This is a genomic window from Rhizobium aureum, assembly GCF_030182495.1.
Classification (GTDB): domain Bacteria; phylum Pseudomonadota; class Alphaproteobacteria; order Rhizobiales; family Rhizobiaceae; genus Rhizobium; species Rhizobium tropici_C.
Genome location: NZ_JAQJCI010000005.1, coordinates 67,220 through 81,539 on the forward strand (window position 1 = coordinate 67,220; position 14,320 = coordinate 81,539).

Here is a 14,320-nt window from a genome sequence, read left to right on the forward strand (position 1 = left end):
AATTTATCGTTCACTCATTGAAGACAATCCGTTTGGCTATTCGGGGCTATCGAAACGCGGCCGACAAGACCATCTTCTGCCCATGAGAAACGCCTGCCGGTGCAGGCGAGACAAGGGGTTTAAGATGCTTAACCAGATCAAAGGTCTTCACCACGTTACCTCGATGGCGGAAGACGCCCGGACCAATAACAAGTTCTTCACCGACACGCTCGGCCTGCGCCGCGTCAAGAAGACGGTGAATTTCGACGCTCCCGATGTCTATCACCTCTACTATGGTGACGAGATCGGCACGCCCGGCACCATCATGACGTATTTCCCGTTCCCGAAGATGGCGCGCGGCCGCCCGGGCACCGGTGAAGTCGGCAACACAGTCTATTCCGTTCCGGAAGGTTCCATCGGCTATTGGACCGAGCGGCTCGGCCAGCATGGCGTCGAGGGCTTGAAGGCCGACGAATCCTTCGGCCAGAAGCGCCTGCATTTTGCCGGTCCGGATGGCGATGGTTTCGCGCTCGTCGAGGTCAAGGACGACAAGCGGCAGCCTTGGACGCATAACGGGGTCGATGCCGAGCATGCCATCAGAGGCTTCCATTCCGTCGCCATGCGGCTCAGGGATGAAGGCGCCACGGCCGAGTTGTTGAAGTACATGGGCTACGAAGTCGTCGATACACATGATGGCATCAAGCGGCTTGCCATTCCCGGCGGTAACGGCGCCGATTATGTCGACCTCGAGACGATGCCGAACATCAATCGGGCGCTTCCGGGCGCCGGCTCCGTCCACCATGTCGCCTTTGCCGTCGAGAACCGCGCAAAGCAGCTCGAGGTGCGCAAGGCGCTGATGGATACGGGCTATCAGGTGACCCCGGTCATCGACCGCGATTACTTCTGGGCGATCTATTTCCGCACGCCGGGCGGCGTGCTGTTCGAAGTCGCCACCAACGAACCTGGCTTCAACCGCGATGAGGATACGGCCCATCTTGGCGAGGCGCTGAAACTGCCAGAACAACATGCGCATCTGCGTGGGCTGATCGAGCAGCATCTCGAACCGCTGGAAGGCTAATCCAGGAGAAAGATCATGACGGATACGACTTATGTGCACCGGCTGAAGGCCGGTGCACCCGGAAAGCCTATTTTCTTCACCTTCCATGGCACCGGCGGCGACGAGAACCAGTTTTTTGATTTCGCTGCCCGGCTGCTACCGGACGTCACCATCATCTCGCCGCGCGGTGATGTCTCGGAATATGGCGCGGCGCGCTTCTTTCGCCGCACAGGCGAGGGCGTTTATGACATGGCCGATCTTGCCAGGGCGACGGAAAAGATGGCGAAATATGTCTCGGAACTGGCGGCGGAATATGGCGCATCGCAGGTGCTCGGCCTCGGCTTTTCCAACGGCGCCAATATCCTCGCCAACGTCCTGATCGAGCATGGCGATCTGTTCGATGCGGCGGTGCTGATGCATCCGCTGATCCCCTTTCAGCCGAAGGACAATGCCAGGCTGGCAGGCAAGCGCGTGCTGATCACCGCGGGTGAGCGCGATCCGATCGCGCCGGCGCCGGTCACCAAGTCGCTCGCCGATTACTTTGCGCGGCAGGCTGCAGAGGTCACCCTCGAATGGCATCCGGGCGGTCACGATATTCGCCCTAACGAGATCGAGGCCATCGGCAAATTCCTTGTGCCCTACGCGTAAGCTCGAAAAATGACCAAGCCACGCGGCAGACAGCTCCTGCCGCGTGGCCTGCTATTTGCCGATGAGGCGCAGCATCGCCTTCGCTTGCGAGGCGGCTGCGAGTTTTCCGTTCTCGTCGAGATAGCCTGTTCCGCAGAAGCGGTTGAGATTTGCGACATCCATGCTGTCAGGCAGAGCATGTTGTGATTCGGCAATGACCATGCGCCAAGCGCAGCCGAGCATCTTGTCGGGCTGGATCGCCTCGTCGCAGCCGGTGCTCAGGCACAGGGCGACATGCTTCTGCGCGCGATACTCGCCTGCGATGGCTTCCTCATAATCGGCCTTCCAGCTGTCGCGTGTGTGTTCGCAGCGGCCGGGATTGTCGCTTTGGCTGCATTGCACCGTCTTGTCGACATAGGTTTGCGCCGGCGGCCATAGCGGGCCGTCGACCAGGCTGACGCAGCCGCACGCAAACAAGGTGGCCGACAGCAGGCGCAATTGATTCTCCTTCGATGAAGCCGCCAGAACGGTAGAGCGATCGTAAAGATGTGCAAGATCAAAGCGGTCTTGCCAATAATAACGCTGAGACGACGCCTCTTGTTTGCTCACGGCAGGGTGTGGCGTGACCTTCCTGCAACCCTCGTGATCTTCCGGCGTCAGCGACACGCTGCGACGCAAGCTCAGCTTGTAGGCATCATGGCCACCCGCTAATGATCTGCCTCGACGGGGCAGGGGATTTCATCGTGACGGCGGGGGAACAGCAGCAATATAGGTTGGGTGTGGCTTATGTCGCGCTCTCGGCGCTTGCCTGGTCGACATCGGGCCTTTTCGTGCGGGCGATCCATGCCGATCTCATGACCATTCTGTTCTGCCGCGGCATCGTCTCCGGCCTCGGCGTTTTTGCGCTCTTCTTCTATATCGAGCGCCGCAACGCTTTTCGCATCCTGCGCTCCATGGGTGGTCCTTCGCTGGCGGCGACAATCTTTTCCACCGCATCCATGATCAGCGGCATTGGCTCGATCTATTATACGTCGGTCGCCGATGCCATGGTCATCTATGCGACCGTGCCCTTCGTCACCGCGGGTGTCGCTTTTCTCTTCATCCGCGAACGTCCCAACATGAGGACGCTGATTGCCAGTGGCGTTGCCTTCATCGGCGTGCTCGTCATGCTTTCCGGCCATGTGAGCGATGCCGGCAGCTGGCTCGGCAAGGGGCTGGCCGCGATGATGACGCTGACCGTCGCCTGCCTTGCCGTCGTCATGCGGCAGCATCGCAATGTGCCGATGCTGCCGGCCATGGCGCTTTCCGCCTGGCTGTGCTCTTTCATCACCTTCTGGTTTGCCTCGCCGCTTTCGATCTCCGGACAGGATCTCGGGCTGATCATCGCCTTCGGCATCATCCAGAATGCGATGGGTCTCAGTCTCTATACATTCGGCTCGCGGCTGGTTCCGGCCTCGGATGCCGCCCTGCTGACAGCGCTCGAAGTGCCTCTGACGCCGCTCTGGGTCTGGATGGTCTTTGCCGAGCGTCCGTCGACGGCAACGCTCATCGGCGGGCCGATTGTGCTTGCAGCACTTTTCGGACATATCTTGTTGGAAGTGCGCCGAAATCGGGCTGATATTTCAGCGCAAGCGCATTGAACGGCTTGTCGGCATACAATCAAAATGCTGAAATCGGTCCGGTCCACTAGGAGTCGGTATCGATGAAAAAGGTATTCAATCCCCCATCCGTCCGCCGCCCTTTCGGCAATTACAATCACGGCCTGCTGGTGCCGCCGGGCGCCAGCCTGCTGGTCACGTCCGGCCAGCTCGGCATCGGTATCGACGATCGCATTCCGCCTGATGTTACCGGCCAGGCCGAACTGTGTTTTAAAGCGATCGGTGCTATCCTCGAGGAGGCCGGCATGGGGTTTGCCGACGTCATCCGTATCGGCGGCTTCGTGACCACGCGCGAGGATTTTCCCGCCTATATGGCCGTGCGCGATCGCTATGTCCAAAATCCTGCACCGGTCTCCACGCTGCTGATCGTCGGCGGGTTTACACGGTCCGAGTTTCTGGTCGAGGTCGAGGTCACGGCGGCGAAGGTGATGTGATGACGACCGGTCATGCCGAGCATTCGGCCGATCCGTCGATGCCCCGCATTCTGGGCCTTTACGAGACACATCTGACGGTTGCCGATCTTCAGCGCTCAATCGCTTTCTATCGCGACGTCCTGAAGCTGGAGCTTGCAACCGTCATCGAGAGCAGGAATGTCGCCTTCCTGTGGATCGACGATAAACGCATGGGCATGCTCGGCCTGTGGGAAACCGGCAGCTCCCCTCTCAAGATGCGCCTTCATATCGCGTTCAGAACCTCTCTTGCCGATGTACTCGGCTCCGCTGCTGCATTGAAGGCTTATGGCGTCCAGCCGAAGGGTTTTAATGGCGAGCCGCTCGATGAGCCGGTCGTTGGCGGTTGGGTGCCGGCCGTGTCGCAATATTTTTCGGATCCCGACGGGCATTCGATCGAATTCATCCATGTGCTCGATGAGGCGGCGGATCCGGATTTCGGCGTAAAGCCCTACTCGCAGTGGCTATCGCGGCCAAAGCCGGCAGCTTGACCGGTCCGGCCGAACCTCCCTTTCAACCGGCTTTCCGTCGGCATGTTTATGGTCTAAGCGAAGAGGAAACGAACTATGCCTCCGATACGGTCACTTCCGGGCCGCGCAGAGGATAGAAGACGAATATGACCCAGAATATCTACGACGATCCGGCCTTCTTTGAGGGCTATAGCCGCCTGCAGCGCTCAATCGACGGGCCGAATGGCCCGCCATCCGTGCCTTGATGCCTGACATGAAGGGCCTCGACGTCGCCGATCTCGGCTGCGGTTTCGGGTGGTTCTGCCGGTGGGCTGTCGGGCAGGGGGCCGCCAGCGTGCTGGGCCTCGACGTTTCCGAGAAGATGCTGGCGCGGGCTCGCGCCGAGACGGCGGATGCATGCATTCGCTATGACCGGGCCGATCTGGAGAAACTTCAGCTTCCCGAGGCAACCTTCGATCTCGTCTATAGTTCCCTGGCCTTCCACTATATCGAAGGCTTTGCACGCCTTCTGGCGACGATCCGTCAAGCGCTGAAGCCGGGCGGTCGGCTAATCTTTTCGATCGAGCATCCGATCTATATGGCGCCACGGCGGCCGGAATGGCTAGATGATGCCGAGGGTCACAAGGTCTGGCCGCTCAGCGCCTATCAGATCGAGGGGCCGCGGGTGACGAACTGGCTCGCCGAAGGCGTCGTCAAGCAGCATCGGACGATGGGCACGACATTGAACCTATTGATCAAATCGGGCTTCGCCATTGCGCATGTCGAGGAATGGTCGCCGAGCGACGAGGAGCTCGCCGTCCATCCGGATTGGGCAATCGAGCGCGAGCGGCCGATGTTTCTTCTGATTTCCACCCGAACCTGAAACCTGCTTCGGAATATCCTCACAGCTTCGGTTCCTGCCTTGGTTATTTTCCTTTGTTTATAGATTTTATGGGGAACTAATTGCTCGCGAAGAGCCGCTTCCGTAAAATGTCGTTTCTTGAGGCGCATCGATCCTCCAGATAGTGTGGGTTATCCGGCGCGAGTTAGGGGACTGTGGGAATGAACATGAAAACCTCCGTGGCAATCGAGAGGGCGGTGCCCGTCGCCGATCCAGATATTGCGCGCGCCGATTTTCGTAACGCCATGGCACGGATGGCGGCAGCCGTGAACATCGTCACGACCGATGGTCCAGCCGGGCTTGCCGGCTTTGCGGCGACTGCGGTTTGCAGTGTCACCGACAGTCCTCCGACCTTGCTCGTCTGCCTGAACCGCGGCGCTTCCGTTCATCCCGCCGTCACGCAAAATGGCGTGCTCTGCGTTAACGTATTGTCGGAAGCGCATGAAGATCTGTCGCGTCTCTTCGGTGGCAAGACCCCGGTCGCCGAGCGTTTCGCAGCCGCTTCCTGGTCGGAATTGTCCACCGGTGCGCCGGTGCTCGAAGATGCTCTCGTGTCGTTCGATTGCCGGATTGTGCGTCGGGCCGATGGCGGCACGCATGACATTCTGTTCTGCGAGGTCGATGCCATCCGCCAGCGCGATGGCGGACAGGGACTCATCTATTTCGACCGGGCCTATCATTCCGCCGGTCAGGCCGAGTAAGCCGGCCTTCTCATCGCTTCACGCCAGAAAGTCTTCGATGGCTTTCATAACGAGGCTAGGGCGTTCGCGATGCGGCGAATGTCCGGTGTCCGGCAGGATATGGAGCGACCCACGTCCGGCCGCAATCCGGCGTGGATGGGCCTCGGAACCATACTCGTCACGGTCACCGTGAATGGCAAGCACCGGGCAATGTAGCTTTTCAAGCGCAGGGTCGAGGCTCCACTCGGCGCGTTCGGGAGCAAGCCAGGTGTCGATCCATGCGCGCAGCACCCAATCGGTCTTGCTGCCGTGATATCTCGCAAGCCGGGCGAAGGTCTCGGTCGATCTGAATTCCTGCTGCGCGCTCCTGATGCCCTGCAGGGTTCTCTCCTCCACGAAAGCCTGAGCGGCGATGGTGATCACGGCCCGGCAGCGTTCGCCAAAGCGTGCTCCCGTTTCAACTGCCATGCCGCCGCCCACGCTATGCCCACAGGCGACGAACTCCTGGATGGAGAACTGCTCGCATAGCAGCGGCACAGCCTGCCCGGCCTCCAGGGCCATGAAGTTCTGCTGCAAAACGTCCGTGCGGGCATCGGATCGACCGAAGCCCAACCGATCATAGGCGATCACCTGACGGCCGAGGGAATGAGCGAGCTGCTCCGGGAAATCTCTCCAGAGCGTGATGCATCCAAGGGAATCGTGAAAGAGGATGATCGGCGGCAGGGAGGTCCCGGCATCCGGTGTCCACGATTTTGCATAGAGGCGCCCGGCGCCGCTCTCGATCCAATGTTCCGTTTCGACGATGCCTGTCATTTTGCTCAATAGTTTTCCTGATACCACTCGACGAAGCGCCGCACGCCTTCTTCGACTTCGATCTGCGGCTTGAAGCCTGTCAGCGCTATCAAGAGGTCCGGCACGGCATAGGTGTTGTGGACGTCTCCGGGCTGCATGGGCAGCATCTTGCGGATCGCCTTCTTGCCGAGCATCGTCTCGATGGTTTCGACGAAACTCATCAGGCCGACGGGCTGGCCGCCGCCGATATTGACGACGCGGAAGGGAGCGTTCTTCGACAGGGTGTCGATGACCGCATCCGATACCACGCGGTTTTCCTCCGACGGCACGACGCCGATGAGACGCACGATGCCTTCGACGAGATCGTCGATATAGGTGAAATCGCGGCTCATCTTGCCTTCGCCGTAGATCTCGATCGGCCTGTCGTTCTTGATGGCATCGACGAACTTGAAGAGCGCCATGTCCGGACGGCCCCAGGGGCCATAGACCGTGAAGAAGCGGAAGGCTGTCGTGGGCACACGGAAGAGATGGGCGTAGCTATGTGCCATCAGCTCCATGCTCTTCTTGGTCGCCGCATAGATCGTCATCTGTTCGTCGGCCTTGTCGCTTTCGGCAAAGGGGATCTTTTCGTTGGCGCCATAGACTGACGAGGTGGAGGCAAGCAGCAGGTGCTTCGGCTGCAGGTTTCTTGCCAATTCCAGGATGTTGAACGAACCGACGAGATTGGAATCGACGTAGGAACGCGGATTTTCGAGGCTGTAGCGGACGCCTGCCTGCGCGGCGAGATGGACGATCACATCCGGCTCGGCGAGTTCGGCGGCGTGATCCAGCGCCGCCTTGTCCTCCAGCATGCCGGTGACGGCTTTGAAACCGTTGGAGCGTGCGAGGATGGCGGTTCGCTTCTCCTTGAGCCTAACGTCGTAATAGGGCGTCATGCCGTCGAAACCGACCACGAAATGCCCCTCGTCGAGCAGGCGTCTGGCGAGGTGGAATCCGATAAAGCCGGCGGTGCCGGTGATGAGATAGCGCATTGATCGGCCTTTGCTTAAAGCATTTCCAGGAAAAGTGCGTAGCGGTTTTCCGTTCGGAATGCGTAAACGCTCTAAAGTGTGGCGTCGTTCGAGGGTCTGCCGACGCTAGTATAGGCAAAGCCGTGCTTTGTGACCTCGTCATGGCGATAGATGTTTCTGAGGTCGACGAGGACCGGAGCCTTCATGACGGATTTGAGCCGGGCGAAATCCAGTGCGCGGAACTGGTTCCATTCCGTCACGATGACAAGCGCGTCGGCATCGCGTGCGGCGCTGTAGGCATCGTCCGCATAGGTGATGTTGTCGATCACCAGGCGGGCATTCTCCATGCCCTCTGGATCGTAGCCGGTCACCGTGGCGCCGGCATCCTGCAGTGTCTGGATGATCGAGATCGACGGGCTGTCTCGCATGTCGTCGGTATTCGGCTTGAAGGTCAGGCCGAGCACCGCAATCGCCTTGCCCCTGATATCGCCGCCCATGGCCGCGATCACCTTGCGGCCCATGGCGCGCTTGCGGTTGTCGTTGATCGACACGGTCGTTTCGATCAGGCGCACGGGGCTGTCGTAATCCTGCGCCGTCTTGGCGAGCGCCAGCGTATCCTTCGGGAAGCAGGAGCCGCCGTAGCCTGGGCCGGCATGCAGGAATTTCGGGCCGATACGGCCGTCAAGCCCGATGCCGCGGGAGACTTCCTGCACATTAGCGCCGACCTTCTCGCAGAGATCGGCCATCTCGTTGATGAAGGTGATCTTCATAGCGAGGAAGGCATTGGCGGCGTATTTGATCAGTTCCGATGTGCGGCGGGAGGTAAAGAGCAACGGTGCCTGGTTGAGGTAGAGAGGCCGGTAGACTTCGGTCATGACGCCGCGGGCGCGCTCGTCGTTGAGGCCGATGACGATGCGGTCCGGTCGTTTGAAATCCTCGATCGCGGCACCCTCGCGCAGGAATTCCGGATTGGAGACGATGGCGACGTCGGCTTGCGGATTGGTTTCGCGTACGATGCGTTCGACCTCGTCGCCAGTGCCGACCGGTACGGTCGATTTGGTGACGATGACGGTGAAGCCTTTGACATGCTCGGCAATTTCGCGGGCGGCAGCATAAACGTAAGAGAGATCGGCATGGCCGTCGCCGCGCCTTGAAGGTGTTCCGACCGCGATGAAGACGACGTCGCTGTCGGCGACGCTGGTTTCGACGTCCGTGGTGAAGGAGAGGCGGCCGGCGCGGACATTGTCCGCAACGAGCTGCTCCAGGCCCGGTTCGAAGATCGGTATTTCGCCTCGCCGCAGTGCCTCGATCTTGCTTGCGTCCTTATCGACGCAAATGACGTCGTGGCCGAAGTCGGCAAAGCAGACGCCGGACACCAGTCCCACATAACCCGAGCCGATCATCGTGATGCGCATGAAACTTCATTCCTTTTGCTGGCGCCGGATCCCACGAGAAAGCACGAAACCGGCATTGGCGATTGAATGTGCTTATACACAGGATCGCGAGGGACGCCTATATGCGACGACCCTGCCGGAGTAATTGCAATAGAAGTGTCACAAAAGGCGGTTTGTCTTGCTGTGGTTCCACTGGCGTTGTTCTTTGTGCTCGGCGTGAAACGAAGCCTTTGTATTTCCAGCTTATCATTGCTGTCGCTTGTGATTGGCATCATGTTGCCGCATGATGAATTGGGCGCAATCGTTCCGTGGGGAGCGGCTGTATAATGGGCGGTTCGGGACTATTGCATGAAGTCGACTTTTGCCGTGCGTACAATGCGGGCTGGTGAGCTGGAGCTTGCTCTGGAATGGGCTCGGCAAGAGGGATGGAACCCCGGGGTCGATGATGCTCCCGCCTTTTGGGAAGCAGATCCATCCGGCTTTCTGGTCGGTGCGGTCGGAGAGGTGCCTGTCGGCTGCATCTCCGTCGTTCGATACGGCGAGGCTTTCGCGTTTCTCGGTCTTTACATTCTTCATCCGGAGCTTCGCGGCAGAGGATACGGCAAGCAGCTCTGGAACAAGGGCATGATGCTTGCGGGCAATCGCACGGTCGGATTGGACGGCGTCGTCGCGCAACAGGAAAATTATCGCCGCCACGGCTTCGAGACCGCGTACCGGACCCTGCGCTACGGCGGCATCCCAAAGGTGCCCGATGTGGAGGAGCAGCAGGCAAGGCAGGTGGTGCCGGTAATCGACGGCAAGCTTGACGGATTGGTGCACTACGATGCGGAAATCTTCCCCGGTCTGCGCCACTCCTTCATTCGTGCGTGGTGCGGTGCTCCGGAGAGGCGCGCATCCTTCATCGTGGGTGGCGGCAGCAGGGTTCGCGGCTATGGCACGATCCGGCGCTGTTTCGAAGGCTACAAGATCGGCCCGCTGTTCGCCAATAAGCCGGACGTGGCACTTGCCTTGCTGAGCAGGCTGCTTGCAAAGGCCAAGGGCGCGCCGGTCTATCTGGATGTGCCGGCGGAGAATGCTCACGCCATCAAGCTTGCGGAAGATTGCGGCCTGTCGCCGGTTTTCGAAACGGCTCGCATGTATCGCGGCAAGGCGCCGGAAATACCTCTCGATCGCGTTTTTGGCGTGACCACGCTCGAGCTCGGTTAGCCACAATCTTCTAGTGCTAACCGGGAGCGGGAGCCGCCGATCTTCGATGGAAGAATAATCACGGCATCGGAGTATAACCGGTGCGACGGTCTTGGCAGAGCCCGAATATTTCCATGTCGTCGCGCGCAAGTCCGGTCTTTTATGAGGAGGGGCAGTCAGCTGGATGAGGGTTATTGGCGGGGTGCGCCCAGCCGCTGGCCGGGAAAATTCCTGTTGGAGGGGCTGATTCGTCATGCAAAAAGCCGAATCTCCTGAGACAACAGGGTCGCTTTCCCAAAAACAAAGCTTTATAGATGCGCGGGTTTGAGCAAGGCGCGCGGCTGCGCGCAGGAAGCGGGAATGGATAAATGACGAACGTTGTAGTGATCGGCTCGCAATGGGGCGACGAAGGCAAAGGCAAGATTGTCGACTGGCTTTCGGAACGCGCCGATGTGATTGTGCGCTTTCAGGGCGGTCATAATGCCGGTCATACGCTTGTTGTCGACGGTGTCAGTTACAAGCTGGCGCTGCTGCCCTCCGGGCTGGTGCGCGGCAAGCTCAGCGTCATCGGCAATGGCGTCGTCGTCGATCCCCACCATTTCGTCGCCGAGGTGGAAAAGCTACGCGCCCAGGGCGTCGCGGTGACCCCCGATGTGCTGCGCATTGCCGAGAACGCACCGCTGATCCTGTCGCTGCACCGTGATCTCGACGCCATGCGCGAAGATGCTGCCTCCAACAGCGGCACGAAGATCGGCACGACCCGTCGCGGTATCGGCCCCGCCTATGAAGACAAGGTCGGCCGCCGGGCCATCCGCGTCGGCGATCTTGCCGAGCCGGAAACGCTGCCGGCCAAGATCGACCGGCTTCTGACCCATCACAATGCGCTGCGCCGCGGCATGGGCGTCGACGAGATCTCCTTCGATGCCCTGCACGATGAGCTCAGCTCCGTTGCAGAGCATATTCTTCCCTATATCGATCAGGTCTGGCGGCTGCTCGACGAGCAGCGCAAGGCCGGCGCCCGCATTCTTTTCGAAGGCGCCCAGGGCGCGCTGCTGGATAACGACCACGGCACCTATCCTTTCGTGACCTCGTCCAATACGGTCGCCGGACAGGCAGCGGCCGGTTCCGGCCTTGGCCCGACGGCGCTCGGCTACGTGCTCGGCATCACCAAGGCCTATACGACGCGCGTCGGCGAGGGACCGTTCCCCTGCGAACTGCATGACGAGATCGGCCAGCATCTATCGACCGTCGGCCGCGAAGTCGGCGTCAACACCGGCCGTCCGCGCCGCTGCGGCTGGTTCGATGCCGTGCTGGTGCGCCAGACGGTGAAGACTTCGGGCATCACCGGTATCGCGCTTACCAAGCTCGACGTTCTGGACGGCCTCGACGAGCTGAAGATCTGCGTCGGCTATACGCTCGACGGCAAGGAAATCGACTACCTGCCGGCAAGCCAGGCGGCGCAGGCTCGCGTCGAGCCGATCTACATCACGCTCGAAGGCTGGAAGGAATCAACCGTCGGTGCGCGCAAATGGGCCGATCTGCCGGCGCAGGCGATCAAGTATGTCCGCCAGGTGGAAGAGCTGATCGGGGCTCCGGTAGCACTGCTTTCGACCAGTCCGGAGCGCGAGGACACCATACTTGTGACTGACCCCTTTGAGGGCTAAAGTCGCGTATCTATGACGAATCCCGGCCCGGCTGCCCGCCGGGCATCATGAGAAAGTACTGATGGCGGATTTTGTAGCAGTTATTCGACGGGCCGTTGACGGCCTGGCCGAAAATACTCCCGAAATGCGGGTCAAGGTTTATGATCGAGCTCGCGGTGCCGTGCAGCGGCAGCTCGAGAGCATGAAGCCGCGCCCCCCCGAGGAAATGCTGCGCCGTCAGCTCGACAAGCTCGAGGCCGCAATCGTCGAGGTCGAGGCCGAGCATGCCGAGGCCCTTCCCGGAGCGGAGGAACCGATCGCGGAAGCGCCCGAGGTGCAAGAGCCTGCGGTGCACGAGGATGTCGCGCCCGAGCCTGTTCACGAGCAACATCCGGCTGAGGACGTCCATGCCGAAGCGGATGTGGAAGAGCCTGCAGCGGCTCCGGCCGAGGCTCATGCCCATGAGGAACCGGACGTTGCCCCGCCGGCCCACGAAGAACCTGTCCGTGAGGAGCCCGCTCACGAAGAGCCTGCTTCGTATGTGGAGCAGGACCATGCACATGAGCATCAGGTAGCCGAGGAATGGAGCGAGCCGCATCGTGAAGAGGAACTCCATGTTCCTGCTGCTGAACATGCCGGCGCCGAGCACCATGCCGAGATAGATGAGGCGCCGGCGGTCGAGCCGGTTTATCAGGACGAGCCGCAACATCACGTGGAGGAAGCGCCGGCGGTTGCCGTTGAGCCTGTCCAGGCCGCGCCCGACCAACGCGCGCAATATACGCCGGTCGACGACGTCATAAGCCAGGTCGAGCAGATCTGGGCCGAGGTGGATGCGCCGACTCGTCATTCCGCGCCCGAGCCGGTCATGCCGGCCGCAGCTTTCGCGGAGACGCCGTTCGGCCATCCCGTCGAGGCATCCGAGACCGCAAAGGCGCCGGCCATCAACAAGGGCTTCGTCTGGGATGCCGATGTCTTCGAGGAATTGCAGTCTTCGTCTACCGCTGCCAAGCCGGTCCAGCAGATGCCGGAAAACGCCTTTGACGACGTCGATCTCTTTGCGGATGTGCATTCTCCCAGCAAGACGGCGCCTGATGCCGATGCTGCCAGCGATGGCTGGCGCGAACTCAAGGAGCTTGCCGGCTTCGATAAGCGCGCGGAAGACGAGCGCGGTGGTGGCTCCTCCGGTCCGCCTGATCTCGACCAGGGCATGGCGGCAAAACTGCAGGGCCGCAGTTTCCGCATGGAGCCGAAGCGCCGTCGGCTCAACATTACCGGCATTATCGTCACGCTTGTGGGACTTGCGGTCGTTGGAGGCGGTGGCTATGCGGCCTGGCTGAACCGTGATGCGCTCAACAACATGGTGACGAAACTCGTCAGCTCGGCAACGAAGAATGGGGCAACGCCACCTGCGGCTGATACGGCAGGCAACAATGCACCGAAGAACGGTAACGCTTCCGCCCCCGCCCAGCAGCAGGCGGCCGCGCCGCAGCCGAACAATCCGGCGAGCCAGCAGCCGTCGGGTGTGGGCAATACGGATGTTGCCGCGGTGACCAGCGACCCGAATACGGTCAACACGAAGTTCACGCAGCGTCTTCTGGCCAATGGCACGGAAGAGGATCAAGGGCCTGCCCCCACCGGTCAGCCGGGTGTCGTCGAGGGCAAGTCCGTTGCGCAGCAGAATGTCGCTTCCGCCGCACCCTCCGCGACGGCGACGCCGCCGGCGAACAATGCTGCTGCCGCGCAGACCCAGGCACCTGCGACTACCGCGCCGAACCCATCCGCTTCCGCGGACCAGCAGACACCCCCGGCCAGCCAGCAACAGCAGGCACCTGCCAACCAGCCGCCGCCTGTGACGCAGCAGACGGCGACGGCTACCAACGGGCAGAAGGTTTTCCTTTATGAGGAGCGCCTTGGTCAAACGTCGCCATCCGCCTTCCAGGGCACGGTCACCTGGTCCGTTCAGGAAGGCAAGGGGGCCGATGGCCGGCCGGAGCCTTCAGTACAGGGTCTTATCACCGTTCCGGATCGCGGCCTGACCGCTACCATCACCGTTTCGCGAAATTCGGATTCCTCGCTTCCGGCGAGCCATCTGATCGAGCTGGCGTTCCAGGTTCCCCCGACTTTCGAAGGCGGAGCGATCGATAATGTCCAGCGTGTGGCGTTGAAGGCGACCGAGCAGGATCGTGGCGATGCGTTGATCGCGGTGCCGGCCAAGGTGACCGATGATGTCTATATGGTCGCGCTCAACGATTTCCCCGATGCGCGCAAGACCAATCTCGATCTCTTGAAGAGCCGTAACTGGATCGATATTCCGGTCGTCTATCGCAACGGCCGGCGCGCCCTGCTGACGATGGAAAAAGGCCCGACCGGCACCGATGCCTTCAACAAGGCGATTTCGGAATGGCAGGCACTTGGCGGTGTCGCCTCGAACGGTCAGTAAGGCTTTCTGAAATCGATGGATATGCAAAAGGCGGGCTTGCGCAGCCCGCCTTTTGA

At 60.8% G+C, this 14,320-nt stretch carries 13 protein-coding genes and 1 pseudogene; 10 read left to right on the plus strand and 4 right to left on the minus strand.

From position 1 onward, the window contains the following. Nucleotides 1–124 precede the first annotated feature (124 nt). On the plus strand, nucleotides 125–1,057 hold the full coding sequence (locus PH552_RS14415) for a VOC family protein (protein ID WP_183762866.1): 933 nt from the start codon (nucleotides 125–127) through the stop codon (nucleotides 1,055–1,057). Between the two features lie 15 nt (nucleotides 1,058–1,072). Beyond that, on the plus strand, nucleotides 1,073–1,684 hold the full coding sequence (locus tag PH552_RS14420) for an alpha/beta hydrolase (protein WP_183762869.1): 612 nt from the start codon (nucleotides 1,073–1,075) through the stop codon (nucleotides 1,682–1,684). Nucleotides 1,685–1,735: 51 nt separating this feature from the next. Here the strand turns inward: PH552_RS14420 and PH552_RS14425 are convergent, their stop codons facing one another. Continuing rightward, the gene (locus PH552_RS14425; protein ID WP_183762872.1) at nucleotides 1,736–2,161 is read right to left on the minus strand and encodes a hypothetical protein; all 426 of its coding nucleotides are present in this window, start codon (nucleotides 2,159–2,161) and stop codon (nucleotides 1,736–1,738) included. A 245-nt stretch (nucleotides 2,162–2,406) separates the two neighbouring features. On the opposite strand from PH552_RS14425, the gene PH552_RS14430 reads away from it, so the two are divergent. The 5 genes and pseudogenes from PH552_RS14430 to rutF all read left to right on the plus strand — a co-directional run bounded on the left by PH552_RS14430 (nucleotide 2,407) and on the right by rutF (nucleotide 5,821). Further along, nucleotides 2,407–3,303, plus strand: coding sequence for a DMT family transporter (locus tag PH552_RS14430; protein WP_183762875.1), 897 nt, complete (start codon nucleotides 2,407–2,409; stop codon nucleotides 3,301–3,303). Nucleotides 3,304–3,365: 62 nt separating this feature from the next. After that, a complete protein-coding gene (locus tag PH552_RS14435) occupies nucleotides 3,366–3,755 on the plus strand; it encodes a RidA family protein (protein ID WP_183762878.1) in 390 nt (129 codons plus the stop codon). Further along, nucleotides 3,755–4,261, plus strand: coding sequence for a VOC family protein (locus tag PH552_RS14440; protein WP_183762881.1), 507 nt, complete (start codon nucleotides 3,755–3,757; stop codon nucleotides 4,259–4,261). Before PH552_RS14435 ends, PH552_RS14440 begins: the two co-directional genes overlap by 1 nt. 125 nt (nucleotides 4,262–4,386) lie before the next feature. Next, nucleotides 4,387–5,102, plus strand: a pseudogene (locus PH552_RS14445) (class I SAM-dependent methyltransferase). 179 nt (nucleotides 5,103–5,281) lie between these two features. After that, nucleotides 5,282–5,821, plus strand: coding sequence for an NADH-dependent FMN reductase RutF (rutF, locus tag PH552_RS14450; RefSeq protein ID WP_181592280.1), 540 nt, complete (start codon nucleotides 5,282–5,284; stop codon nucleotides 5,819–5,821). Nucleotides 5,822–5,839: 18 nt separating this feature from the next. Here the strand turns inward: rutF and PH552_RS14455 are convergent, their stop codons facing one another. From PH552_RS14455 to PH552_RS14465, 3 genes are all read right to left on the minus strand, one after another. Further along, on the minus strand, nucleotides 5,840–6,613 hold the full coding sequence (locus PH552_RS14455) for an alpha/beta fold hydrolase (RefSeq protein ID WP_183762950.1): 774 nt from the start codon (nucleotides 6,611–6,613) through the stop codon (nucleotides 5,840–5,842). Nucleotides 6,614–6,618: 5 nt separating this feature from the next. Next, nucleotides 6,619–7,623, minus strand: coding sequence for an NAD-dependent epimerase (locus tag PH552_RS14460; protein ID WP_183762884.1), 1,005 nt, complete (start codon nucleotides 7,621–7,623; stop codon nucleotides 6,619–6,621). Nucleotides 7,624–7,694: 71 nt separating this feature from the next. After that, nucleotides 7,695–9,017: a UDP-glucose dehydrogenase family protein gene (locus PH552_RS14465; RefSeq protein ID WP_112340472.1), complete on the minus strand. Its 1,323-nt coding sequence runs from the start codon at nucleotides 9,015–9,017 to the stop codon at nucleotides 7,695–7,697. A 327-nt stretch (nucleotides 9,018–9,344) separates the two neighbouring features. Between PH552_RS14465 and PH552_RS14470 the strand changes: the two genes are divergently transcribed. The 3 genes from PH552_RS14470 to PH552_RS14485 all read left to right on the plus strand — a co-directional run bounded on the left by PH552_RS14470 (nucleotide 9,345) and on the right by PH552_RS14485 (nucleotide 14,264). After that, entirely contained in the window at nucleotides 9,345–10,202 is an 858-nt protein-coding gene (locus tag PH552_RS14470; RefSeq protein WP_183762887.1) for a GNAT family N-acetyltransferase, read from the plus strand. A gap of 347 nt (nucleotides 10,203–10,549) precedes the next feature. Next, nucleotides 10,550–11,845: an adenylosuccinate synthase gene (locus PH552_RS14475; protein WP_183762890.1), complete on the plus strand. Its 1,296-nt coding sequence runs from the start codon at nucleotides 10,550–10,552 to the stop codon at nucleotides 11,843–11,845. A gap of 61 nt (nucleotides 11,846–11,906) precedes the next feature. Beyond that, nucleotides 11,907–14,264, plus strand: coding sequence for a hypothetical protein (locus PH552_RS14485; protein WP_183762893.1), 2,358 nt, complete (start codon nucleotides 11,907–11,909; stop codon nucleotides 14,262–14,264). Nucleotides 14,265–14,320: the final 56 nt, after the last annotated feature.

Excerpts from the sequence above, each read along its gene's own strand:
- PH552_RS14435 (WP_183762878.1), top strand. The coding sequence starts at position 3,366 with ATGAAAAAGGTATTCAATCCCCCATCCGTCCGCCGCCCTTTCGGCAAT.
- PH552_RS14460 (WP_183762884.1), bottom strand. The coding sequence starts at position 7,623 with ATGCGCTATCTCATCACCGGCACCGCCGGCTTTATCGGATTCCACCTC.
- rutF (WP_181592280.1), top strand. The coding sequence starts at position 5,282 with ATGAACATGAAAACCTCCGTGGCAATCGAGAGGGCGGTGCCCGTCGCC.
- PH552_RS14465 (WP_112340472.1), bottom strand. The coding sequence starts at position 9,017 with ATGCGCATCACGATGATCGGCTCGGGTTATGTGGGACTGGTGTCCGGC.
- PH552_RS14440 (WP_183762881.1), top strand. The coding sequence starts at position 3,755 with ATGACGACCGGTCATGCCGAGCATTCGGCCGATCCGTCGATGCCCCGC.
- PH552_RS14455 (WP_183762950.1), bottom strand. The coding sequence starts at position 6,613 with ATGACAGGCATCGTCGAAACGGAACATTGGATCGAGAGCGGCGCCGGG.
- PH552_RS14485 (WP_183762893.1), top strand. The coding sequence starts at position 11,907 with ATGGCGGATTTTGTAGCAGTTATTCGACGGGCCGTTGACGGCCTGGCC.
- PH552_RS14415 (WP_183762866.1), top strand. The coding sequence starts at position 125 with ATGCTTAACCAGATCAAAGGTCTTCACCACGTTACCTCGATGGCGGAA.
- PH552_RS14470 (WP_183762887.1), top strand. The coding sequence starts at position 9,345 with ATGAAGTCGACTTTTGCCGTGCGTACAATGCGGGCTGGTGAGCTGGAG.
- PH552_RS14420 (WP_183762869.1), top strand. The coding sequence starts at position 1,073 with ATGACGGATACGACTTATGTGCACCGGCTGAAGGCCGGTGCACCCGGA.
- PH552_RS14475 (WP_183762890.1), top strand. The coding sequence starts at position 10,550 with ATGACGAACGTTGTAGTGATCGGCTCGCAATGGGGCGACGAAGGCAAA.